This window comes from Streptomyces jumonjinensis, assembly GCF_009600885.1.
Classification (GTDB): Bacteria; Actinomycetota; Actinomycetes; order Streptomycetales; family Streptomycetaceae; genus Streptomyces; species Streptomyces jumonjinensis.
The window spans coordinates 150,231-171,984 of the sequence record NZ_VCLA01000201.1 but is presented as its reverse complement, the minus strand read 5'-3'; the positions used below and the strand labels follow the sequence as shown (position 1 = coordinate 171,984).

20 protein-coding genes are annotated in these 21,754 nt (G+C 72.3%); 7 read left to right on the top strand and 13 right to left on the bottom strand.

Annotated features, from left to right (window positions below; genetic code table 11):
• Positions 1-6 precede the first annotated feature (6 nt).
• From FF041_RS36500 to FF041_RS36490, 3 genes are all read left to right on the top strand, one after another.
• A complete protein-coding gene (locus FF041_RS36500) occupies positions 7-1,575 on the top strand; it encodes a GAF domain-containing protein (RefSeq protein ID WP_323393683.1) in 1,569 nt (522 codons plus the stop codon).
• A 390-nt stretch (positions 1,576-1,965) separates the two neighbouring features.
• A complete protein-coding gene (locus FF041_RS36495; RefSeq protein ID WP_323393682.1) occupies positions 1,966-3,405 on the top strand; it encodes an acyl-CoA synthetase in 1,440 nt (479 codons plus the stop codon).
• A 171-nt stretch (positions 3,406-3,576) separates the two neighbouring features.
• On the top strand, positions 3,577-4,365 hold the full coding sequence (locus tag FF041_RS36490; RefSeq protein ID WP_153526919.1) for a VOC family protein: 789 nt from the start codon (positions 3,577-3,579) through the stop codon (positions 4,363-4,365).
• A gap of 38 nt (positions 4,366-4,403) precedes the next feature.
• On the opposite strand, the gene FF041_RS36485 is transcribed toward FF041_RS36490, so the two are convergent.
• The 4 genes from FF041_RS36485 to FF041_RS36470 form a co-directional block, all read right to left on the bottom strand.
• On the bottom strand, positions 4,404-6,617 hold the full coding sequence (locus FF041_RS36485; protein WP_153526917.1) for an RICIN domain-containing protein: 2,214 nt from the start codon (positions 6,615-6,617) through the stop codon (positions 4,404-4,406).
• Between the two features lie 388 nt (positions 6,618-7,005).
• Positions 7,006-9,117 carry an ABC transporter permease gene (locus FF041_RS36480; protein ID WP_153526915.1) on the bottom strand — a complete coding sequence of 704 codons (2,112 nt, stop codon included), beginning with the start codon at positions 9,115-9,117 and terminating at the stop codon, positions 7,006-7,008.
• 128 nt (positions 9,118-9,245) lie between these two features.
• On the bottom strand, positions 9,246-10,043 hold the full coding sequence (gene modA / locus FF041_RS36475; RefSeq protein WP_153526913.1) for a molybdate ABC transporter substrate-binding protein: 798 nt from the start codon (positions 10,041-10,043) through the stop codon (positions 9,246-9,248).
• Positions 10,044-10,228: 185 nt separating this feature from the next.
• Positions 10,229-10,621: a TOBE domain-containing protein gene (locus tag FF041_RS36470; RefSeq protein ID WP_153526909.1), complete on the bottom strand. Its 393-nt coding sequence runs from the start codon at positions 10,619-10,621 to the stop codon at positions 10,229-10,231.
• A gap of 556 nt (positions 10,622-11,177) precedes the next feature.
• On the opposite strand from FF041_RS36470, the gene FF041_RS36465 reads away from it, so the two are divergent.
• The 4 genes from FF041_RS36465 to FF041_RS36450 are packed head-to-tail and all read left to right on the top strand — an operon-like array spanning position 11,178 to position 14,201.
• Positions 11,178-11,378 carry a hypothetical protein gene (locus FF041_RS36465; RefSeq protein ID WP_153526907.1) on the top strand — a complete coding sequence of 67 codons (201 nt, stop codon included), beginning with the start codon at positions 11,178-11,180 and terminating at the stop codon, positions 11,376-11,378.
• An 11-nt stretch (positions 11,379-11,389) separates the two neighbouring features.
• Positions 11,390-12,124, top strand: a complete 735-nt coding sequence (locus tag FF041_RS36460) for a hypothetical protein (protein ID WP_153526905.1) — start codon at positions 11,390-11,392, stop codon at positions 12,122-12,124.
• Between the two features lie 29 nt (positions 12,125-12,153).
• Complete coding sequence (locus tag FF041_RS36455; RefSeq protein WP_153526903.1) at positions 12,154-13,083, top strand: DUF6895 family protein; 930 nt, start codon at positions 12,154-12,156, stop codon at positions 13,081-13,083.
• Positions 13,080-14,201 carry a serine hydrolase domain-containing protein gene (locus FF041_RS36450; RefSeq protein WP_153526901.1) on the top strand — a complete coding sequence of 374 codons (1,122 nt, stop codon included), beginning with the start codon at positions 13,080-13,082 and terminating at the stop codon, positions 14,199-14,201. Before FF041_RS36455 ends, FF041_RS36450 begins: the two co-directional genes overlap by 4 nt.
• Positions 14,202-14,934: 733 nt before the next feature.
• Here the strand turns inward: FF041_RS36450 and FF041_RS36445 are convergent.
• The 9 genes from FF041_RS36445 to FF041_RS36405 form a co-directional block, all read right to left on the bottom strand.
• Positions 14,935-15,450, bottom strand: a complete 516-nt coding sequence (locus tag FF041_RS36445; RefSeq protein ID WP_153526899.1) for a hypothetical protein — start codon at positions 15,448-15,450, stop codon at positions 14,935-14,937.
• A complete protein-coding gene (locus FF041_RS36440; protein ID WP_153526897.1) occupies positions 15,447-16,028 on the bottom strand; it encodes a DUF6349 family protein in 582 nt (193 codons plus the stop codon). Before FF041_RS36440 ends, FF041_RS36445 begins: the two co-directional genes overlap by 4 nt.
• A 54-nt stretch (positions 16,029-16,082) precedes the next feature.
• Entirely contained in the window at positions 16,083-17,732 is a 1,650-nt protein-coding gene (locus FF041_RS36435) for a DUF4192 family protein (protein WP_153526895.1), read from the bottom strand.
• Positions 17,729-18,250 carry a hypothetical protein gene (locus FF041_RS36430; protein WP_153526893.1) on the bottom strand — a complete coding sequence of 174 codons (522 nt, stop codon included), beginning with the start codon at positions 18,248-18,250 and terminating at the stop codon, positions 17,729-17,731. The genes FF041_RS36435 and FF041_RS36430 overlap by 4 nt, the downstream gene beginning before the upstream one ends.
• Positions 18,247-19,254, bottom strand: a complete 1,008-nt coding sequence (locus FF041_RS36425; RefSeq protein WP_194292335.1) for an N-6 DNA methylase — start codon at positions 19,252-19,254, stop codon at positions 18,247-18,249. Before FF041_RS36425 ends, FF041_RS36430 begins: the two co-directional genes overlap by 4 nt.
• Positions 19,255-19,344: 90 nt before the next feature.
• A complete protein-coding gene (locus tag FF041_RS36420; RefSeq protein WP_153526889.1) occupies positions 19,345-19,635 on the bottom strand; it encodes a hypothetical protein in 291 nt (96 codons plus the stop codon).
• A 73-nt stretch (positions 19,636-19,708) separates the two neighbouring features.
• On the bottom strand, positions 19,709-20,341 hold the full coding sequence (locus FF041_RS36415; RefSeq protein ID WP_153526887.1) for a hypothetical protein: 633 nt from the start codon (positions 20,339-20,341) through the stop codon (positions 19,709-19,711).
• Between the two features lie 370 nt (positions 20,342-20,711).
• Positions 20,712-21,200: a hypothetical protein gene (locus FF041_RS36410; RefSeq protein WP_153526885.1), complete on the bottom strand. Its 489-nt coding sequence runs from the start codon at positions 21,198-21,200 to the stop codon at positions 20,712-20,714.
• 59 nt (positions 21,201-21,259) lie between these two features.
• The gene (locus FF041_RS36405; protein ID WP_194292334.1) at positions 21,260-21,592 is read right to left on the bottom strand and encodes an HU family DNA-binding protein; all 333 of its coding nucleotides are present in this window, start codon (positions 21,590-21,592) and stop codon (positions 21,260-21,262) included.
• Positions 21,593-21,754 lie beyond the last annotated feature (162 nt).

Genomic DNA, 21,754 nt, shown 5'->3' with positions numbered 1-21,754 from the left:
AGCGGCGTGACCGGCGACGGCGCCGACGACGCAGCGGGACACGGGCTGCCGCAGCTGCTCGAAGCCGTGCTCAGCGTCGGCACCGACCTCGAACTGCCCACCACGCTCCAGCACATCGTGGACACCGCCGCCGAGCTCACCGGAGCCCGCTATGGCGCGCTCGGCGTCATCGACCCCGAGGGCGGAGCCCTCAGCGAGCTGTACACCTCGGGGCTCAGCCAGGAGGAGCGCGACCGGATCGGCCCGCTGCCGAGCGGCGCGTCCGGCGTAGTAGGTCTCCTCATCCGGGACCCGCAGCCGCTGCTGATCCACGATCTCGACGCCGACCCCCGGTCGTCGGGCGTCCCCGAGGGCCACCCCGAGACCCGCTCACTGCTCGGTGTGCCGATCCTGGTGGACACCGAGGTCTTCGGCAATCTCTATCTCTCCGGCAAACGCGAGGGCGTCTTCACCGAGGAGGATCTCGCGGTCCTGCGCATCCTCGGCTCCCAGGCCGGAATCGCCATCGGCAACGCCCGGCTCTACGAGAGCGCCCGCCAGCGGGAGCGGTGGATCGAGGGCGCCGCCGCCGTCACCACCGCGCTGCTCACCGGCCAGAGCGCGCGGGACGCCCTGATGACCGTCGCCGAACAGGCCCGTATCCTCGCCGGCGCGTCGGCCGGGGTGGTGCTCCAGCCCACGGACGAGGGCGGGATGGAGATCGTCACCGCGTCGGCCCCGGACGACCCGGGGGGCATCGTCGGCACCGTCATCGCCCCCGGCTCCCCGGTCCTCGCGCAACTGCTCGGCGGCGAGCCGGTCTTCATCGAGGACTCGGCGACCGACCCCCGGATGACGACGCGGGTACGCACCCGCTTCGGTCCTTCGATGATGCTGCCGCTCCAGAGCGGCGGCCGGCTGATCGGCACGCTCGCGCTGCCCAGACGGCGCCGCGACCGCCCCTACACCGCCGCCGAACGGCTGCTGGCCTCGCAGTTCGCCTCGCAGGCTGCGCTGGCGCTGGTGCTCGCGGACGCCCAGCAGAACCGGGAGCGGCTCGCGGTCTACGAGGACCGTGACCGGATCGCCCGCGATCTGCACGATCTGGTCGTCCAGCGGCTGTTCGCGACCGAGATGATGCTGGAGTCGACGCGCCGGAGGGCGGGGGCGGGCGAGGCGGACGAGCTGCTGAGCCGGGCCGTCGACGAGCTGGACTCGACGATCCAGGAGGTGCGGACGGCGATCTTCGCGCTTCAGCAGCCGCCCGCCCAGGCCCCGACCGGCCTCCGGGGGCGGGTGCTCGCGGAGATCGCCGGGGCGTCCGCGCTGCTCGGCTTCCCGCCCTCGGTACGTTTCCGGGGCGCGGTCGACGCGCTGGTGCGGGAGCCGGCGGAGGGACGGCTGCTGGCGGCGCTGCGCGGCGCGCTCGCGGCGGCGCACCGCAGGCCCGGGGTCACCTCGGTGGAGGTGGAGGTGGACGCGACGGTCCGGCTGCCGGACGGCCGGGCCGGGGTACGGCTGACGGTCACGGACGACGGCCGCCGCGAGGACGGCGGGGCGGGCGGCACCCCGGTCGTCTGGGAGGCCCCGCGCTGAGCTGCTCGGAGCTGCTCGGAGCTGTCCCCGCGCTGAGCCGCGCGGAGCCGTGTCCCCGCGGCGGGGCGGATGCCGCGAATGGCGGAAGGACGCCGGCGGGCCCCCGGCCGGACCGTCGCTGGCTAGGCTTCGGGAATGCGGAAGACACCCGGCCCGGAAGACCGTCCGCCCCGCGCCCGCCCGCTGATGCGCCGGAGTACCGGCATGCCGACGTATCGGCGTACTCATGTACTCCCGTACTGACGTACTCACGGCGGGAACGGCCCGCCGGACCCCCGCGCACTGATGTACTCTCCCGCGCCGATCCACCAGACCCACCAGACCCGCCGGACCGCGAACGACACGGGCCCCGGGTTCCAGGACCCCTGACACGGACATGGAGAACGACGAGTGAGTGACCTCTTCCCCGCCCTTGACGCCGCCTCGGACCGCATCGCCCTGCGCTTCGGCGAACGAACCCTGACCTATGGGGAGCTGGCGGGCGCGGCCGGCGCTCTGGCCGTACGGATCGGCGGGGCGTCCCGGGTCGCGCTCTGGGCCACTCCCACGCTGGAGACCGGGGTGGGAGCGGTGGCGGCGCTGCTCGCCGGAGTGCCCGTCGTGCCGCTGAACCCGAAGACCGGTGACGGCGAGCTGACCCACATCATCACGGACAGCGCTCCGGCGGCGGTGCTGGCCGGGCCCGGGGAGTCCCTGCCGATGGCGCTCGACGGGCTGGAGCGGATCGATGTCCCGCTGACCGGGACCGCGGGCCCGCCGCCCGTCGAGCCGGGACCGCTCTCCCCCGCGCTGATCGTCTACACCTCGGGCACCACCGGCCCGCCCAAGGGCGCGGTGCTGCCCCGGCGGGCCCTCACCACGAGCCTGGACGCGCTGGCGGACGCCTGGGCGTGGACCGGTGACGACACGGTGGTGCACGGGCTGCCGCTGTTCCATGTGCACGGTCTGATCCTGGGGGTGATCGGACCGCTGCGCCGGGGCGGCGAGGTACGGCATCTGGGGCGGTTCTCGGTGGATGCGGTCGCCCGGGAGCTGACGGCGGGCGGGACCGTGCTCTTCGGCGTCCCGACGATGTACCACCGGCTGGCCGAGGCGGTCGACGGCGACCCGGAGCTCCGGAAGGCCCTGACGGGCGCGCGGCTGCTGGTGTCGGGGTCGGCGGCGATGCCCGTCCATGACCACCGGCGGATCGAGGCGGCGACCGGCCGCGGGGTCGTCGAGCGGTACGGCATGACCGAGACGCTGATGAACACCAGTGTGCGGGTGGACGGCTCGTCCGCGCCCGGTTCGGTCGGGGTCCCGCTGCGCGGGGTGGAGCTGCGGCTGACCGAGGAGGACGGCTCCGTGATCACGGAGTACGACGGGGTGAGCATCGGCGAGATCCAGGTCCGCGGCGACCATCTCTTCACCGGGTATCTGAACCGTCCGGACGCCACCGCCGCCGCCTTCGACGGCGACTGGTTCCGGACCGGCGACATGGCGGTACGGGAAGCGGACGGCTCGATCCGGATCGTCGGCCGCAAGGCCACCGATCTGATCAAGAGCGGCGGCTACAAAATGGGCGCGGGCGAGATCGAGAACGCGCTGCTGGAGCACCCGGGCGTGCGCGAGGCGGCGGTGACGGGCGAGCCGGACGCGGATCTGGGCGAGCGGGCGGTCGCCTGGATCGTGGCGGCGGACCGTCAGAACCCGCCTTCCGAGGCCGAGCTGGCGGACCATGTGGCGGCGCGGCTGGCCCCGCACAAGCGTCCCCGGGCGGTCCGGTTCCTGGACGAGCTGCCGCGCAACGACATGGGGAAGATCATGAAGCGGTCGCTGGGGGCTTCATAGCCGGAGGGCCTCCTGGCCTGGGCGCGGGGTGCGCCCGACCCGGAAGGTCGTATCGATCACTCGTTCGATTACATGCCTCTCGGCGAGCGCCCCGATCCGGGGACGCCTAGCGTGAGGGGACGGAGTCCCTCCCGCGGACTACCGGACCCTCTCGACGGGAGGCGGTACCCCATGGCCGTACCACCGGAAGGCACCCCCTGCTGGGCGGACGCGATGTTCCCCGATCTGGCAGCCGCCAAGAGCTTCTACGGTGAGCTGCTGGGCTGGACGTTCGGCGAGAGCTCCGAGGACTACGGCGACTACACCCAGGCGTTCAAGGACGGCGCGGCCGTGGCCGCCGTCGTCCCGCGGATGCCGGGCATGGACGGGCCGCCCGCCTGGAATCTGTACTTCGCGACGCCCGACGCGAGCGCGACGGCGGCGAGGATCCGGGAGAACGGCGGCACCCTGGCGATGGAGCCCATGGCCGTGGGCGAGTTCGGCACCATGGTCACGGCCCAGGACCCCAGCGGCGTCTTCTTCAGCGCCTGGCAGGCGGGCAGTCACAAGGGCTTCGGAAAGACCGGCGAGCCGGGCGCGTACGCCTGGGCGGAGCTGTGCACCCGAGAGGTGCGGAAGGCGGACTCCTTCTTCCCCGTCGTCTTCCCCTTCGAGGTGCGGCGGATGGAGAGCGATCAACTCGACCTCCAGCTGTGGAGCATCGGCGGTGAACCGGTGGCGGGACGGCTGAAGATGACCGACAACTTCCCGGCCGACGCGGCGCCGTTCATCAATGTGTACTTCGCGGTGGCGGATGTGGAGGACGCGGTCGCCACCGTCGAGAGGCTCGGCGGACAGCTGCTGTACGGGCCCGCGGACAGCCCGTTCGGGCGGTTCGCCCCGGTCATGGACCAGCAGGGCGCGGTGTTCTCGGTCATCGACCTCGGAAAGCGGGAGGGCGAGATGCCCGCCTTCTCCTGAATCCTGCCAGTGAATCCGGCAGGCGGCCGGGGGCGCGCTCACTTCCGTGCCGCGCCCCCGGCGGCCTGCGGACGGTCCGAGGGCCCGGCCGGTCCCAGCGGGACTACCGCACTTTTCAGCCCCTTCAGCCCCTTCAGCCCCTTCAGACTTGTCAGACCCTGGAGGCCCGCCGCCGGTCCTTCGAGGTCGATCGGGCCGAGCGGCTCCGCCACGGCGCCCGGGAGCTCCACCGTCCCGACCGGGATCAGCGGCGGATCGGACGGTACGGACGACACATCCGACACATCGGACGTATCCGACGCGCTCGCGCCCGGGAGTCGGCCGGGCTCGCCCGCCGGCTCCCGGCCGGCGTCCGGTGCTTCCGCGGGCGGGCCCCCGCCACCGGCCGGCGGCGACATTTCGCCCTCGGCGGGCCGTGCGGGATGCCCGGCGCCGGGCGAGGCGGTCACCTCCCGGGCGTCCGGCCCGACCGCGTCGGCGCTGTGCCTGACCTCGGGCGCCTCATCGGCGGCGCGGTCCGCGGTCCACCGCTGCCCGCCCGTGCCGTCCCGGTCCGCGACGACCACATCGGCCCCCGCGCGGCGTGCGCCGGGCACGACGGCGTACCGGTCGTTCCAGCGGGGGATCAGCTGCCCCCGGATGGTGAGGTCGTACCGTACGTCCTTACCGTCACCGCGCTCTCCCGCGCCCCCCTCGCAGTCGGTGAGCAGGAGCACGCCGCCGGGCGCCCGGGAGTTCAGACAGAGGCCGGGCGCGGCAGCGGAGCGCAGCAGACCGTCCCGTCCGTAGATCCACCGCTGGGTGGCGGAGGCGTCGCAGACGGCGGTCCTGGCCGCCGCGCCGGGCCGGGCCCGCCGGTCCTCGACGTCGAGGCAGAGGCCGGACCCGGCATGGCGCAGATGGGCGGTGAACGCCCCGGCCGGATAGGCGGCTCCGGTCACGGACGGCACCGGCGCGGGGAATCGCGCACCGGGCGCCGTGGCGGTGGCGAGGGTTCCGCCGGGGGGTACGGGTGCGGCGGGCGCGGCGGCCCCGCTGCCGCCGTCCGACGAGAGCCGGGTGACGACGCTCGCCGCCAACAGCAGTCCGGTGGCCGCTCCGACGCCGGTGACCAGGGCGGACCGCAGGCGCTGGGGAATCCCTCCGGCACGGCCGGGGGCGGTCCGGGGGCCGTGGGACGACCCCACGTGGTGCGGCCCCGCATGGAACGGTCCCGCATAGGACGGTCCCGCATAGGACGGTCCCGCATGGGACGGCCCCACGTGGTGCGGGAGAGCCTCGGAAGCGCGGTGAGCCCGGAGGGCGTACGGGGCCGGAGCGTCCTCTTCCGCCGGGGTCCGCGCTTCGGCGGCCCAGGGGGGCGTGTGCCGTGCGGCCGGGTTCCGGCCCGCGGCGGCTCCGGCGCGGTAGCGGGCCGCCCTGCGGGCCGGGCGGGAGTCGAGATACGGCCGCGCGGCCCGGCCGAGCACTCCCTCCGCGAGCAGCGTGGCCAGCCGGTCACCGCCGAGGTCGAGCTGCTCGGCGGCGGACGCGCAGTGCGGGCATACGGCGAGATGCGCCTGGACGCCGGGGGAGACCGGCTCGCCGCCTTGGCGGCGGGCCGCGTCGAGCAGCCGGTTGTGACGGCGGCATCCGCTCTCCGGGGCGAGTTCCCGGTGGGCGCGCAGAACGCCCGCCCTGAGTTCGTCCCGTGCGCGTTCGAGCTGGATCGCCGCACCGCGCGGATCGATGGCGAGCAGACCGGCCGGTACGGATATGCCCTCGGCTTCGGCCTCGGTATGCCAGAGCAGACATTGGGCGGTTCCGGGCAGCGCGAGAAACGACCGGAGGATCAGTTCCCGGTTCTCGGCGGGGGCGAACAGCGCGGCGGGAGCGGAGCGGCCGGTATCGGGGTGTCTGAGTTCGGGCAGCGCGCCGACCCGTTCGTCGGCCGCCCACGCTCCGGCGATCCGGCGTGCGGTCATCAGCAGGAGCGGGCGGAGCGCGGCGCTGGTGCGCGCCCGCCGGAGGGTCTCCAGCACTCTGGCGAAGGCCGCCGTGGTCAGCAGCGAGGCGGCTTTCGCGGACGGGGTGCCCAGCAGCGCGTAGTCGAATACCGGCTGCCAGTGTCTCGCCAGCAGCACGGCCACCGGCCGGGTGTCGTCCTCGGCGTCGCCCGCCCGCAGCGACGCCGCCAGGCCCTCATCGGAGGCCCCGGAGTCCAGACCGGTGCGGGCGGGGGAAAGGGAACCCTGGGGGCGGGGTTGGTGCATAAGACGTCTTTCGGTCAATGAAGTCGTCAGGATTGTCGAAAGAAGCACACGTGTACAGCATCTGAACTCATGACCAATTCGAACTGTTGAACAAAACCATTGCGGCCGGAGACGAGAGAGCTCACCCTGGCACAACCGCCGTTGTGGAACAAGACGTCAAGAACGCTCGGGCAATCGCCGCTTCACCAGCGATGAAAGGAATTGGATCATTCCTGAGCGGAGTTGACTGATTTCTCCGGGGCGCACCGAGGTCAAGCGGTCATGATCGATCCCGGATGGGGAACCGAGCTGTCGAACACGGACGGTTACGTCGACTTCGCGCCAACCTCCCTATCACTACCGGCCGTTCATCCATGACCGTACTGAATTCACTATTGTCACTCCGGCCTCATAGCTCACCGAGCGAGACCTCGGTCGCCTTGACGCTCGTCCATACGGCGGCGCCTTCGGCGAGTCCGAGCTCCGCCGCCGCCTGCGGGGTGATCTCGGCGACCAGATCGGGGGCCTCGGGCGAGTTGATCAGGACCCGCAGCCGGCTGCCGGTCGCGGTGATCTCCCTGACCGTGCCGGGCCAGACGTTGCGCGGGCTGCCGCCCGGCTGACGGCGGTGGACGGAGACGGCCTCGGGGGCGATGACGGCGAGGGCCGGGGCCCCGGCGGGCAGCGGCTCCGCGGCGATCAGCCGGCCGCCGCCGGGCAGGCTGAGCCCGTCTCCGGTGGCGGTGCCGGGCCAGGCGTTGCGGCCGAGCATCCGGGCGACCCACGGGGAGCGGGGGCGCCGGGTGACCTCGGCGGGCGGCGCGTACTGAAGGGCGCGGCCCTCCTCCAGGACGAGCACCCGGTCGGCGAGCGACACCGCCTCCACCGGGTCATGGGTGACGATCAGACAGACCCCGCCGAAGCCTTCGAGATGGGTGCGCAGGGTGTGGCGCACCCGGGCCCGGGTGGTCTGATCGAGGGCGGCGAGGGGTTCGTCGAGCAGCAGCAGCCGGGGGCGGGCGGCCAGGGCCCGCGCGAGGGCCACCCGCTGGGCCTGGCCGCCCGAGAGCTGGGCGGGCCGGCGGTGGGCGAGCGGGCCGACGCCGAGCCGCTCCAGCCAGGAGAGGGCGGCGCGGCGGGCCTCGGCGCGGGGCACGCCCTGGGCGCGGAGGCCGTACGCCGTATTGCCGAGGGCGCTCAGATGGGGGAAGAGCGCGCCGTCCTGCGGGACCCAGGCGACGCCCCTGCGGTGCGGGGGGAGGCCGGTGACCTCGGCGTCGCCGAGGCGGAGTTCGGCGTGGGCGCGGGGGGTGAGGCCGAGGAGGGCGCGGAGCAGGGTGGTCTTGCCCGCGCCGTTGGGGCCGACGACGGCGATGGTGCTGCCCGGTTCGGCGTCGAGGGTGAGACGGGTGAAACCGGTGAGGCGGGCGTGGAGCGACGACCGGTGCGGGAGGGGGTCGGGTTCTGACGGTACGGAGGACCCGGGCGTGCACGCCTGGGACTTGGGCGCGTCCCTGGTGTCTGCGCCCGCCTCGGAAGCGGGCGCTCCGGTGCCCGGTCCGGAAACGGGGGCGCCGGCGCCGACCTCGGATGCGGGGGCTCCGGATGTGTGAGCTCCGGATGCGGGGGCTCCGGATGCGGGGGCTCCGGATGCGGGCTCGTCCGGGGCCGGCCGCCCCGGTCCGTCTCGCCGGTCCGCCGCTCCGGGGGCCGTCAAGCCTCCCGCCCACCGCCCGCGCAGCGCGATGAGCACCGCCATGGCGATGGCCAGCAGCAGCAGGGAGACCGAGGTGGCGGCCTCCGGATCCTCTTGGAGCAGCAGATACACCTGGAGCGGCAGGGTCTGCGTCGCCCCGGGCAGATTGCCCGCGAAGGTGATGGTCGCGCCGAACTCGCCGAGGGCGCGCGCCCAGGTGAGCGCCGCTCCCGCGATCAGCCCGGGGGCGACCATCGGCAGAGTGACGGTGCGGAACACCCGTACCGGGGAGGCTCCCAGCGAGGCGGCGGTCTCCTCGTAACCGGGGCGCAGCCCGCCCAGCGCGCCTTCGAGGCTGATGACGAGGAAGGGCATCGCGACGAAGGCCGCCGCGACGATCGCGCCCGCGGTGTGGAAGGGAAGGGTGATCCCGAAGGCGCCCTCCAGCCAGGGTCCGAGGAGCCCCCGGCGGCCGAACCCGAGGAGCAGGGCCACACCGCCGACGGTGGGCGGCAGCACCATCGGCAGCAGCACCAGACAGCGTACGAGCGTCTTCCCCCGGAAAGGGACCCGCGCCAGCACCCAGGCGAGCGGGACCCCGAAGACGAGGGAGAGGCCGAGGGCCGCGAAGGAGACGAGCAGCGACAGTTCAAGGGCCTCGATGACCGCCGGGTCGGTCAGATGCGTACCGAGCTCGTTCCACTCGGTGCGCACCAGGATGCCGACGACGGGCAGTGCCAGGAACACGACGGCGAGCAGGGCGGGGACGGCGAGCGCGAGGGGGGCTCGGCCGCCGGTGGTCCCTGGGGTGCGGGGGCGTCTCATCGGGGGTTCCTGGGGTACGCGGCGCGACGGCTGGGCACGGGCTGCGCCCCGCCGCCCCGCCGTCGCGCCGTCGCGCTGTGGCGGGTCGGTGACGGCACGGCGCTGTGGCGGGACGGTGGCGGCACTGCCTACGGCTGCTGGAAGCCCGCGTCCTTGAGGATCTTCTGTGCCTGGGGGCCGCTCAGCCAGCTCACGAACGCGGCGGCGGCCTCGGGGTTCCGCGAGGTCTTCAGCGTCGCGGCCGGGTACCGCGCGACGGCGTTCTGGGAGTCCGGGATCGCGACCGCGTCGACCTTGTCCGCGGCGGCTGCGGCGTCGGTCCTGTAGACGAGACCGGCGTCGGCCTCGCCGAGCTCGACCTTGCTGAGGACGGCGCGCACATTGGGCTCCTGGGAGACCGGCTTCACCTCGATCTTCTGCGCGTCCAGGATCTGCTCGCTGTAGCGGCCGGCGGGTACTTCGGGTGCGGCGAGCACGACCTTCAGCTGGGCGCCGGCCAGATCCCCGAGCTCGTCGATCTTCTCGGGGTTGCCCTCGGCGACGGCGATGACCAGCCGGTTTCCGGCGATGACGGTCGGTGTTCCGGTGTCGGCCTTCAGCCCGTCCATGGTCGTGGTGTCGGCGGTGACCAGAGCGTCGGCGGGAGCGCCCTGCCCGACCTGGGCGGCCAGTTCCTGGGATCCGGCGAAGGAGAAGGTGATCTCGGTTCCGGGGTTGGCCTTCTCATAGGCGGCGCCCGCGGTCTCGAAGGCATCCGTGAGCGAGGAGGCGGCCAGCACGGTGAGACGGGCCGAGGGCCGGCCCTGGGACTTCGGGGAGTCGTCCCGCGCGCTGTCGTCGGCGTCGCCGCAGGCGGCGAGGGACGCGAGGAGGGCGGTGGTCAGTACGGCGGCGGAGGCGCGGCGCAGGCTGCGGGCGGAGGACATGGGACGGCTGCTCCTTGACGGGTGAGGCGGCGGACCGGGCGGACGGACCGGGCGGCGGGCGGACCGGGCGGCGGGCGGACCGGGCGGACGGACCAGGCGGACGGACCAGGCGGACCGGCAGGCGGACCGGCAGGCGGCGGACGCCGCAGGCTGAGCGGGCGGGCGGTCAGGGGCGGTGCCCGTGATCACACCCGGTCGATATGCACATTGGTCGACTTCACCCGGGCGGTGGCCTGCATGCCGACCTCCAGCCCCAATTCCTCGACGGCTTCCCGGGTCAGCAGGGAGACCAGCCGGTGCGGCCCGGCCTGGATCTCGACCTGTGCGGCGACGTCGCCGAGCTTGACCGCGGTGACGATGCCGGGGAACGCGTTACGGGCCGAGGTGTACGAGACCTCGTCCTCGCCGCCGCCCTGGGCGAGCTCCACGGAGAAGGCGGCGAGATCGCGCCCGTCGACGAGTCGGCGTCCGCTCTCGTCGCGGTGGGTGGCGACCCTCCCGGCGTCGGCCCAGCGCCGCACGGTATCGGAGCTGACGCCGAGCAGCCCGGCGGCCTGGCCGATCGTATAGGAGTGCATATGCGTCACGCTAGGCGCTCCGACCTCGCATATGCAAGGCATACATGCCTTCTTGGCTCGCTGCTGCAACCCCCAGGCACCGCACCCGGACGGAGCCCTTCGGCTCGCCGCCCGCTGCCCGCCCGCTGCCCGCCCGCCGCGCACCCGCCGCGCGGCAGCCCGGGGCCCACCCCTCACCCACGAACGGGAAAACGAGAATTCCCCTGCCCGAAATACACGGACGTAATTCAGGACGCGCCGCGACACTGTTTTCAGCACGGACTCCGGACAGCACACCGAACATCGCACCGGACCGCCCCTATGGGGACAGAATTTCTTTCAACCCGAAATAATCCCACCCGCCAAGCCCCCCTGTGACATCAGACGCGCCTCCCCGCCCCAGCCGTCACACGTACACCGCGGCGATAGAAAACTTGCACGTCAAGACACCCACAGGCACACCTTCGTTCCCTTTCTTCACCGCCCGCACCTCATTCAGGAAAATGCGTTTCGCCCTATAGCGCTCATGGAATAGCCCCTATCGCCAGAGAAATTCCACAACAGAAAGGGAATTATCATGTCTGTGGAAAATAGTACTGAGATGCGGGCTCTGATCGCCGCCGGTGAGACCTCGACGAGCTTCGGCCCGGGATCCGTCCGGGGCGCGGGCGTTCTGCTCCTCCTCGCGATCCTCTCGGCCAACCCGCGCCGGAACGAGCCGATCGAGGACGCCTTCGAAGGCTCGGTCCAGAACCTCACCTGCGCGGCGGCGTTCTGAGGGCATGGTCGATGACGACTCCGCATCAGCCGTCGCCGAACACGGTGGAGACGGCAACGTGTGTGCTGGCGGGCGCCCTGTCCCGGGCGCTGCGGGAGGATGACCGCTCCTTCGGGGTGCGCCATTCCCTGGGCGACTGGGGTGACGGTACGGGCGGCCTGGCCGCATTGCGTGTGCTGGGCGCGGATGTGCTCACCCCGTTCGTTCTCACAGGACGCCCGCTGCCGGCCGAGGACGCGGCGCTGGTGCGGACCGCGGTGCGGGCGCACCCCGCACCGCGGCTTCAGGCCCGGGAGACGGCGCTGTGGGGCACGCGGGACGCGGCGCTGGTGGACGCCCTCGCCGCCGTGGGGGTGGACGGGGCCGGCTGGGAGGGCCTCGCCCCCGCCCCGCCGCCGAACGGCGGCCTCGCCGCCGACTGGCTGTCGCTGGCCGCGCTCCTGGTGCCGCTGGCCTCCGCCGCCCATCCCTTCGCCGACGCCGCCCTGCGGGCGCAGCTGGCCGGCCGGGGGCCGGATCTGACGCGTGGGCTCGTACGGTCCCTGCTCCGCCGGGATCTGCTGAGCGCGGCCCGGCTCGCACGCTGGATCGTGCTCGACGGCCAGTCGGGCCCGGCAGGCCAGCCGAGCCGGTTGGCGGGGCCGCCGCTGCTCGCACCCGCGCTGGAGCATCTGGAGGTACTCGGCTCGGGCGATCCCCGGGTGCTGCTGGAAGTCGCCGTCGCACGGCGGCTGATGGCGCGGTGAGCGTTCTGACCGACCGGAGAGGAGACGCCATGGACACCGAGGCGGTACGCCTGGCCCGCCGGGTCAGCGAGGGGGCCGTGGAGTGGCTGGGGCGCATGCGCGGCGAGTTCGCGCTCCCCGATGTGCCCGAGCACGAGATCGACGGCAACGCGCTGAAATCACTGAGCGAACTGACCCTGGCGGCGGGGATGGTGCACCGGGAGGCGGTCGCCGGGAGACAGTGCGCGGCCACCGCCGAGTCGCTGCTGGACTACGCCTGGCGGCAGTTCAAGGAAGGGGACATGCTCTACCGGCTCCAGACCCACACCCCCGCGGCCACCCACCCCATGGAGATGTACGCCCTGTTCGCCGCCGCCGGGTACCGCCATGCCGCGCTGGACGGGCTGACCGCGCATCTCACCGGTCTGCGGGCGTCCCGGGTGACCGAGCATGTGCCCAACCGCCGGCTCGCGCTCGTGGCCTCGGCCCGGCGGATCGGGCTGCCCGTGCTGGACGACGTGGACGCCCTGATCGAGCAGACCTGGCTCGGCGGCACCCCCGAGCCCTGGATGCTGGACGTCAACAACGCGTACGGGGTCACCCACACCGTCTTCCATCTGACGGACTACGGAAGCGATCCCGACGGGCTGCCCGAGCACCTCCAGGAGTATCTCCGGCTCTGGCTGCCGGTCTGGGTGGAGGTCTTCGCAGAGACCCGCTTCTGGGATCTCCTCCTCGAATTCCTCGTCGTGGGCACCTGTCTGAAGAGCCCGCTCTTCTTCCCCCACGTATGGGAGCTCGTCGCTCAGGCCCAGCGGGACGACGGCATGGTCCCCAACGGGCTGACCGTGCCGCCCGCCGAGCCCGAGTACGCCTGGCTCAACCATCACCACCCCACCATCGGCGCCGCCGGCACGGGCACCCTGGCCGTCTCCCGGGCGCTGACGCTCACCGCCGCGGGGACGGGAAACGCCTCATGAGCGACGCCTCCACGGCCGCCGCCCTGCTCGACGACGGCATCCGGACGCTCCTCGACGACGAGCACATCCCCGCCGCCGCCGGGGCGGTCGTCCGGGGCGCCGACCGCACGGCCGCCGCGGCCGGCCACCTCACCCGAACCGGTCCCGGTGCCGACCCCGGCCCCGGCTCCGGCCCCGGCCCCGATCCCAGCCCCGGCTCCGGCCCCGGCCCCGGTCAGCGCCCGGTGCCCGCCGGGCCCGACACCCTGTTCGCCGTGGGGTCGCTCACCAAGACCCTCACCGCTCTGCTGCTCGCCGAGATGGCCGCCACCGGCGCCGTCGCCTACGACGATCCGATCGAGGCGCACCTTCCGCGCGAGGCGGCGCCCCGGCCGGGTGGGGCCGCCATCACCCTCGCCGACCTCGCCACGCACACCGGGGGGCTGCCCCGGCTGCCCCGCAATCTCTACCGGCGCGGGCTGCGGCAGTGGCGTACCGATCCCTACGCCCGCTACCGGCTCGAAGACCTCTACCGGGCCACCGCCCGGCTGCGTCCGGGCGACCGGCCGCGGAGAGTGCGCTACTCGACCTTCGGCGTCGGTCTGCTCGGCCAGCTCCTCGCCAACGCGGCCGGCGCTCCCTACCCGGAGCTGCTCACCGCGCGGGTGCTCGGCCCGCTGGGGATGCGCGACACCTGTGTCCCCACCGCCGAGGTGCTGACCGGCCGCGCCGCCACCGGGCACCGTCGCGGCCGGGCCGTGCCGCACTGGCGTTTCGACGCCCTCTCCGGCGCCGGGGCCCTCTACTCCTCCGCCGCCGATCTGCTGCGCTATCTCCAGGCGCTGCTGAATCCCGCCTCGGCCCCCGGCCCGCTGGCCCACGCGCTGGCCGCCGTACGGGAGCCGTGGTACCCCTGCGGGCGCGGCCCGGGCCACAAGGGGCTGGGCTGGGACATCCGCGAGGTCAGGGGCCGCACCCTGATCTGGCACACGGGAGGCACCTCGGGGTTCACCGCCTTCGCCGGTTTCAGCCCCGACGCGGGAGCCGGGATCGCCATCGTCGCCAACACCACCCCCACCCACCGCCAGCCCGTGATCCGCGCGGGACGGCGTCTCTTCCGGGACGCCGTCTTTCCCTGAGCCCGCCGACTGAGCCCGCCTGAGCCCGCCGACAAGGGGCGGAACCAGGGCCGGGCAGGGGGCGATGTGACGGCCGGGGGTGATGTGACGGCCAGGGGCGGTGTGATGGGCGTACCCATGGCCTCACTCGCGTGAGTGAAGCCCTTCCGGTGCACCCCGCGCGCTCGACGCCCCCGCCGCACGGGCGGACGGGCTCCGTCCTCGGACCGCGCCTCGGAGGGACGCGGGGCACCTCGCCGGGACCGGATGACGGTCCGCCGGGCGAGTGGATGATCGACGACTCGGCGCGCTCCCGCACCTCGTCCCGCGCGCGGAGCCGCTCCTGCTGCTAGGAACGATTCTGCGCACGGGGCCCGAGGTGGGGCGGGTGGGACTCGAACCCACGGCCGACGGATTATGAGTCCTTTTCGATCATTCCGGCCGCTTCCCAATCTTGCCTTGATCTTCCCATATTCGCAGGTCAGCGGAGTGAAACCAGTCTGGCCCTGCACCGGCTTTCCTGGTCCTTCCCGGTCCTTCCGTCCCCTGCGTGTCCCCTGACAGTCCCCCGAGATTCCTCCCGGAGGAGTCACCTGGGAGGACTGCCGGGATAGTCGCAGGTCGCGCAGCAGGGGAAGCCGAGGTTTCGAACTTGCGGGCAGCGGAGTCCCTTACCGGCGAAGCGGGCTCATGCCCCCTGTGCCCGGGGGTGGAGCCGTACGGCATTTCACCTGGTCAGCCGTCTGATCACAGGCTAGTCCGTCTCGTCTCCGTTCGGAACAACTCCGTCCGAGCCTTGCCCTTGGTCGAGCTCACGCACAGCCGCGACCTCTGCGGCCAGGAGTCGCCGGGCTCGTTCCAGGCGTGCCTGGTGCTGCTTCAGGTCCCTGCGGGTTCTGGCGAGTGCTGCTGCCTGCCGCTGCTCCAGGTCAGAGAGCCGGGTGATCTGTCGCTCGGCGTACGCGACATCGTCGGCCCGGCGTTGGGCTGCTGGCCGCCTGGTCTTGGCCGCAGGGCCGGGGCCGCGCTTTTTACGCAACTGGATCCGCGCGAAGTCCAGGAACTCGTCCCGTGGAACGTGCTTGTTACGCCGCACTCCGATGCCTGTGAGCAGTGCGATCTTGGGGAAGTTGCGGTGGCGTTTCGACCAGTTGCTGACGGTTGAGCGGCTGACACCGACGAGTTGGGCGGCTGCCGCGAGGTTGACGAGTTCGTCTTCCCGCCCTTGAAACTCGGGGCGGAGCCAGGTGACGGCCTCTTGGCCGTTCATGCTGCCTCCTCGGCGTTGTCCAGTGGCAGGGACAGGAAGACCACTGGGTTGGGGGACCTCTTCGTGGGGCGGACGGCGATGTCGTACCCGCCGCCCGGGGCTGCTCCGGGCCTGTGCCGCTTCTCGATTCCGGTGCGCAGGGTGCGGATGGGGCCGCCTCGGTCGAACCAGCCGTCCGGGTAGAGATGCTGGATGTGGGTGAGCCAGCCCCGGCCCTGGCGTTCGGGTACGGCCGGGAGCGTGTGCCAGCCGGGGTGGGTGTGGTCGTGGGCGTCCTCGACGGCTTCGTCCGCGCGGCGCCGGTCGGGGCCCTCCCACGGGCAGCCCAGGCAGGCCCCACGGTGGAGGTGGTGCCAGGTTTCGCCGGAGCCGTCGGGCGCCGGCTGTTCCCATGAGCGGGTGAGTGCTGTGGGCTGGTGGTCGGGAGTGGCCTCGGGCGGGGTGCGGTGTGTGAAGCCGGGGTGCCCCCAGTCGATGCGCCAGATCGGGCGGGAGTTCGTGGACTTGTCCCAGAACGCGGGCAGGTAGGCGGTGTGCCGGGCGACGGCACCGCGGGGTCCGTCGGGAGAGGTGGACATGAGGTGTCTCCAGGTGGGGGCGGCCCCGGCGAAGCTGCCGGGGCCGCCGTGGTGTCAGAGGTTGTCGAGGTCAGCCCGGCCCGCGGCGAACCGCTGTGCTGCCTCGCGGTAGGTCGCGAGGACCGGGGCCGGGTCGCGCTCGCCTCGGACGCCGTCGAGCAGCAGATCGGCGAGCAGGTAGCCGGGGTCGATGTCGAGCGCGTCCGAGAAGGCGTGGCTGGCGGTGACCGTGTCGCCCTGTCGCCAGGCGACCCAGCCGAGGAGGGTGAGGAGCGGCGGGGTCTTGTCGGTGTGCGGCGGTACACAGCGTCGGGCGAGGTAGCCCCACAGCTGCCGCTCTGTGCGGAGGTCGTCTTCGTCTCCGGTGGACATAGCTGCGTCCCGGGTCTCGCGATCCTGAAGGCCGAGGATGATGTGGGCGGCGACTTCGTCCATGAGCTGCGGGGGGCCGCTGCGGAAGTCGGCCAGGGCTCCGCCGACGATGTCGATGGTTCGGTAGCGGGCGAGGAGCCGTCCGTCGTCGGTGCTGATCCGGGTGGCGTGGTCGGTGGTGGCGGCGTCGAGGGCTTCGCGGTAGCTGTCCGCGGTGGAGTCAGTGAGGGGGCGGTACTCGCTCGTGACGTGGACGGCGTGGTGGACGTGTGTGATGTGGTGGTCGCGGCTTTCGCGGACGGCGGTGAGGAATTCTCGGGGATCTTCTCCGTCGATGGTGGCGAGGTATATGCCGGTGGCCAGTTCGTAGTCGGGGTTGGTGTTGATCGCGTCGTGCAGGGCGAGGCGGGCCGCGATGAGGTCGCCTTGCCGCCAGGCGACGAAGGCGTACAGCGTGAGTGCGGGGACGGCTTCGTGTGTGAACGGTTCGGGGCAGTGACGGGCGAGGTAGGCCCACAGGCGTCGGGCGTGGGGAAGGTCCTCGTCGTCGGCGTGGGCCATGCCGGCCTCCACGGCCCCGTGGTCTTGGAGGCCGACGATGAGCTGCGTGGTCAGGGTGCGGTTGAGGTCCGTCGCTCCGGCGCGGAACTGGCTCATGGCCGCGTCGATCTGGGCGTGGGTGGTGGTGAGGGTGGCGTCGCGTCCGGCGCTGGTTGCCGTGATGGTGTTGAAGCGGGAGGCGGCGGCGTCCAAGTCGCCGAGGAAGCCGGGGGCGGCGTCGGCGGCCCGGAACTCCTTGACGATGTCGCGGGTGCGGGGACCGGGGGTGTGGCCGCGGCGCTCCATCTGCGCGGCGACGCTGGCGGGGTCGTCACGGGAGGGGAGCGGTTCACCCTCGCAGCACCCTTCGGTGGGGCACTCGTAGGCCCACCACCGGTTGGCGACGAGCCCGATCGTCTGGAGGACGGTGGCGCGGTGCTCGTGGAGCGCGGTCGTGAGCCAGTCGGCGACGGGGGCCAGGAGTGCGGCCGTGTCCCAGGGGGTCTGGTCGGGGCGCGGCTCGCGGCAGAGATAGATGATGACGCCTTGGTCGGGGTTGTGCCCTTGGGCACGGGCGTGGGCGGCGAACTGGCGGGCGGCGGTCCTGGCGGTGGCCTGCCACTCGTCGGGGTCTTCGGGCAGGGGGCACGTCATGCTCGGCCCGTCGTGGAAGTTGGGGCCGGGCGCGTGGAGGGCGATGCTGTCGTCCGGATAGTGGCCGAGGAGGTACGGCAGGATCTGGGCGAGATTGGCCAGGGTGGTGACCTGTACGGGGTTGTCGGGGGTGCTCACTTCTGGATTCCTTCCTGCTGGGTGGTGGTGTCGGGCTGCCCGATGCGGGCGGGCGGCGGCGGGGCGGGGAGGCCGCGCGGTTTGTTCGTCAGGGCGGGGAGCAGCCGGTCGCGTACGAGCGCGCCAAGGTCGGTGGCCAGGGCGTTGCTGGCGCGTGTGTTGAGGACGGCGTGCCAGGTGCGGCCCGGCTGGAGGCGGGCGTCACGGGCGGCCTGCGCCTCGGCCTGCTCGGTGTCGGTTCCGCCTTCGGGGATCGGCGGCAGGTCAGGGCCTGCGGTGATCCAGGTCTGGAGGGCGAGGCCGCGGGACTGGATGCGCAGACCGAGGCTGTGGCCGTCGGGGTGGCGGAAGGCCGCCTTACTGTCGGGGGTATCGGTCTCCTCCTTCTGCCAGGGCGGGTCGAGGGTCGGGGCGATGTGGTCGAGAGGTGGTAGGTCAATCTCGTCGCGGAGCGCGGCGAAGGCCGGGCGTCGGCGACGGGGCATGGGCGTGGTGCCGGGACGGTCGAAGTTGGTCACGCGGCGCTCGCTTGGGACGTGAGCTGGTCGACCAGGTCGAAGGCGCGGCGGAACGCAACGATGCTGCTGGCCGCGCCCATGTACTTGTCGCGCTCTTCGAAGGCGTCGGCCGCTTCGGTGCGGGTCTTGGCGTAGTGATCGTCCGGGGCGAGGGAGTCGGCGCAGCCAATGAGGCAGCGGGGGCCGAGGTCCCAGATGATCGCGTTGACGGCGGCGCACCCGGCGGATAGCGAGTCGATGTCGTTGCCGTACCAGCCGAAGTCGTGTGTATTCAGGCCGAGGTCGCGCAGGCGTTGGGCGACGGAGCGAAAAATCGTGCCGGAGCCGATGGCCGGTTCGCAGAAGGATTTGCCCGGTTGGGCGAAGTCCTTGTCCACGAGAATGTTGGCCATCAGGTCGGTGACGCACGCCGGCGTGTGGTACTCGCCGCGCCACTTCTTGTCGCTCTTGTGTCGCAGGCCGGTGAGCAGAGGGCTGAGAACATCGGCCTCGGAGCATTGCCGGGGGTCATCGTGGCCGGTGAGTTCGAGCAGCCCGGTGTTGATGGCCGCGCGGGTGACGGCGTGGACGGCGCGGAGCTGCTGCTTGCCGGGGTCGGGGTTCCATGCCCAGTCGTGAAGGCGTATCGCGCGGTTGATCAGGTCGGGGCGCTTGACCCAGTGGCCGAGGTAGATCTCCTTGAGGAGCTTCGGGAGTTCTTCGGGCTGGAGGTTGAGCACCCAGTCCGCCAGACCGGGCAGGTTGCGCAGCAGGGACAGTCCGCCGACGGTGCCGAGGGGGACGTCGATGCTGCTGCCGCCGCCGAAGTTCTGGTACCAGGCGTCGAGGACGTTGTCCGCGATCTTGCGGGCGTGCTGGTGGGGGTCGCGCGGGGCGGCATAGCGCCGGGCGGTGATCTTGCCGGTGGCACGGGCTTTGGACTTGGGCGGGGGCTTCTTCGCCCAGGAGGGGGCGGGCCGTGCGGCGGCCGTGGTCGCGGCACGGGGCAAGAAGTCGTCGGTCACGACAGGGGAATCCTTTCTGCGGGCGCACATGGGGCCGCCCCGGTGCGCGCAATGCGCGGCCGGGGCGGCGTGTGGAGAAGGGGAGGGAGGTCAGTCGGCCCGGTTGAGGTCCCGGAGGGTGGCGACGATGCCGCGGATTTCGATCTCTTGCGCGGCACCGGGGTACCCGGCTCGGCGGAGGCCGCTGATGAGGAACATCAGGGCCGCCTGTTCGGCGTCCATGTCCTTGGTGAGCTGTTCGAAGCTGGCTTCACGCAGCGATTCGGGCCGGTGCTCGTAGCCGACGCGCAGGGTCTCCTCGATGTGGGTGAGGGTGTCGGCGGTCTGCTGCTCGGTGAGGCCGAGCAGAGAGGCCCAGGCGGCCAGGGTGGTGTCGTCCACCGGGAGATTCATGGTGCTGTGCGCTTTCTGGGAGGGCCGTGCCCGGCTCGCGGGGAGTCGGGCACGGGCGGGGTCAGGACGGGGGGAAGGGGTTGTTCCGGTGGTCGGGGTGGCAGACGGCCCACAGACCGTGCGGCATGGGGTCGGTGAGGATGGGCCATCCGGCCCAGTGCATGACGGCGAGGTAGCCGTTTCGGCCGCCGGCGAACCCGGTGCGCTGTTCGGCCTCGGGGTCGGGGTTGATGAAGATCCATCCGGGCAGGTCCGGGCAGTCGGGCAGGACCTCGAAGCCGGGCTTGTGGACCTGCTGGCCGTCCGTGTGGATCGGCGGGAGGCCCGCTGCGGTGAGGATGCGGACGGCGTCCTGGACGCGCCGGTGGTCGTGGTTCCACGGGCGCGCGCCGACTCCGGGCCGAATGAGCGGGCGGTGGGCGGCGGTGCCGGTGCTGGCCTTGTAGATGTCCATGAGGAGCAGGGCGTCGTCCCTGCGGCCCGCGAGCCGCATGGCCAGGTTGGCCACGACGACGGTGTAGAGGTCGTGGTTCCGTTCGGAAAGTTGGGTGACCTGCCAGTCGGCCAGGTGGCCGAAGTGGGCGGCGCGTACCTCCGGTTTCATCTGCTCGGCTATGGGGACGGCGCGGGCGACGAACTGCGGGTCAAGTCCCAGTTGTTCGGAGAGGATTTGAACGCCTCGACTGAATTGCATGGTTGGTCTCCAAGAGGACGCGCTTGAGGTGGGGGTGCCCCCGGCCAGCGGGCCGGGGGCACGGGGCCTATCGCTGTCGACCGCCGCATCCGGCGTGACCGCAGCCTCCACAGAAGCCGCCGTTGTTGCATTCGCACGGGCAGGGGGGCATTTCTTTTCTCCTGATTCCGATTCGGTGTTTCCGAATTCCTTACTTATATCTTAGTGGCAAATACCACCAATTCAAGTTTTACGGAAATCGAAATGCGAATTGAATTCAGGAATTTCTGTGCCTAATTCGCGGCGGCGTGCGGCGTGGCCATGCCGCCCCACCGGCACGGCGGATGACCTCCGCCATCGGCAGCTCGCGGCGGAACTTCGATCTGCTCGTTCACCTGCGTGCCTCCGCAGGCGTGAGGTGCTGGGTGATGAGGCGGTCGGCGTCCACCATGGCGTCGGCCTTGTGGGTGGCCACCCACTCGCCGTCGTAGCTGCCGGTCGGGCCCCACAGGTACCAGCCGGTGTCGGGGTAGCCGTCCCGCTGGTCCTTCTTGCGGTGCCCCAGCTCCCACCATCCGTCGCGCCACCGCCACAGCCGCTTCGGCCCGGAGTCCGCGACCCAGCCCGCTCGTTCGGCCAGGGCTTGGAGACGGGCCAGATCGGTGCGCAGCATCGCGGCCTCAGCGGCGGTGTCCAGGTCGGCGGTGGCCGGACTGGCCGACCGCTCCCGTACGTCGCCGCTGGCGGAGAGCTGGCGCAGGGCGTCGTCGCGCTGGCGGGCGACCCGGCGCAGGAGGCTTGCGGCGCCGTGCGCGGCCCGGCCCTCCAGCCACTGCGCGGTGGTCTCGACCTCGACCCCGACGGAGTTGTTGCTGTTCATGTGCGTTTCCCTTCGGCCGCCGCCCCGGGGCGATCCGGGGCGGCGGCTGTCGATGGCGGCTACGGGCGGCTCTGCTTGGGGTCCTTCTGGATGCAGTTGCCGGACTCGGGCATGGGGCGGCGTCCGGAGACGAGGTCCTGGAACCGCACGCCGGGACGGAAGCGCACGACGCGGGAAGCGGAGATCATGACCCGCTGGCCGGTCTGCGGGTTCCGGCCCTGACGGGCCGGGACACGCCGGGGCACGAGCGTGCCAAAGCCGGTGACGGAGACGGCCTCGCCGCCGGCGACCGTGCGGACGATGACGTCGAGCACGTTCTCCACGGCGCGCACCGCCTCCGCGCGGCTGGCGGACCTGGTGGCGACAGCCTCGATGAGCTGGGCCTTGTTCACTGCGGAGTGATCCCTTCGGGGTGAGGGCGGCGTGGACCCGCCGGGGCGGGCCCGCCATGCGGCGGGCAGGGGGTTGAGTCCCAGGCCGGGGAGATCGACGGAGTCGGCGGGCTCCCGGCCTGGGTGACCACCCAGGAGTTCACTGAACGATTTCAATGAGGT